The sequence below is a fragment of the Flavonifractor sp. An91 genome (genome assembly GCF_002159225.1).
In the GTDB taxonomy this organism is placed as follows: Bacteria; Bacillota; Clostridia; order Oscillospirales; family Oscillospiraceae; genus Flavonifractor; species Flavonifractor avicola.
Genome location: NZ_NFHA01000100.1, coordinates 1 through 851, shown reverse-complemented (window position 1 = coordinate 851; position 851 = coordinate 1). Strand labels below are relative to the sequence as shown.

The window sequence follows — 851 nt, the reverse complement described above, 5'->3', positions numbered from 1 at the left end:
TAGGCCTTGTTTGAAAAATAAAAGTTGCACAAAAGGACGCAATATGTAAAACTAAGGGCATGAAACGCTATGAATTAACAAAAGAACAATGGGAACGGATCAGACCGATGCTGCCACCAGAAGAAACAGGAAAGCGAGGCCGCCCGCGCAAGGACAACCGGACGATGCTGAATGGAATGCTCTGGATTGTCCGAAGTGGCGCCCAGTGGCGGGAGCTGCCGGAGGCCTACGGCCCCTGGCAGTCAGTGTATGCCCGATTTGCCAAATGGCGGGATAACGGCACACTGGAAAGGGTGTTTCGCGCGCTTTCTGGGGATGCAGACATGGAAAATCTGAGTGTGGACTCTACCTGCATAAAGGTGCACGAAAGTGCCAACGGTGGGGGAAAAAACGGCGGATAAGGCAGTTGGCCGCACCAGAGGCGGGCTGAATACAAAGATTCATGCTGTCGTGGATGGTCTGGGGAATCCTGTGGAGTTCCTTCTCTCCGCCGGAAATGACCACGATTCTGTTCACGCCGTTGAGCTATTGAAACAAGTCAAGATCCGTGGAAGCACCATACTGGCAGACCGTGCTTACGGTGCACAAGCTATTCGGGAATATATCTCAGAACGTGGAGCCAGTTATGTGATTCCGCCTCAGAAAAATGTTTCCCAGCCCTGGCCAGTAGATTGGCATATGTACAAGGAGCGGCATCTGATTGAGTGTTTCTTTCAGAAAATCAAGTGGTTTCGGAGAGTTGCTACCAGATATGACAAATTGGATGCCTCTTTTCTGGCCTTCGTCTACCTTGCCGCTATTGCTATCTTGTTGTTTTAGAACAAAACTACACATTTTTCAAACAGGGCCTA

1 pseudogene is annotated in these 851 nt (G+C 49.9%); it reads left to right on the top strand.

Annotation, left to right across the window (positions count from 1 at the left end):
• Window positions 1-59 precede the first annotated feature (59 nt).
• Window positions 60-819: pseudogene (locus B5G42_RS17630) on the top strand (IS5 family transposase).
• The last annotated feature ends 32 nt before the right edge of the window (window positions 820-851 follow it).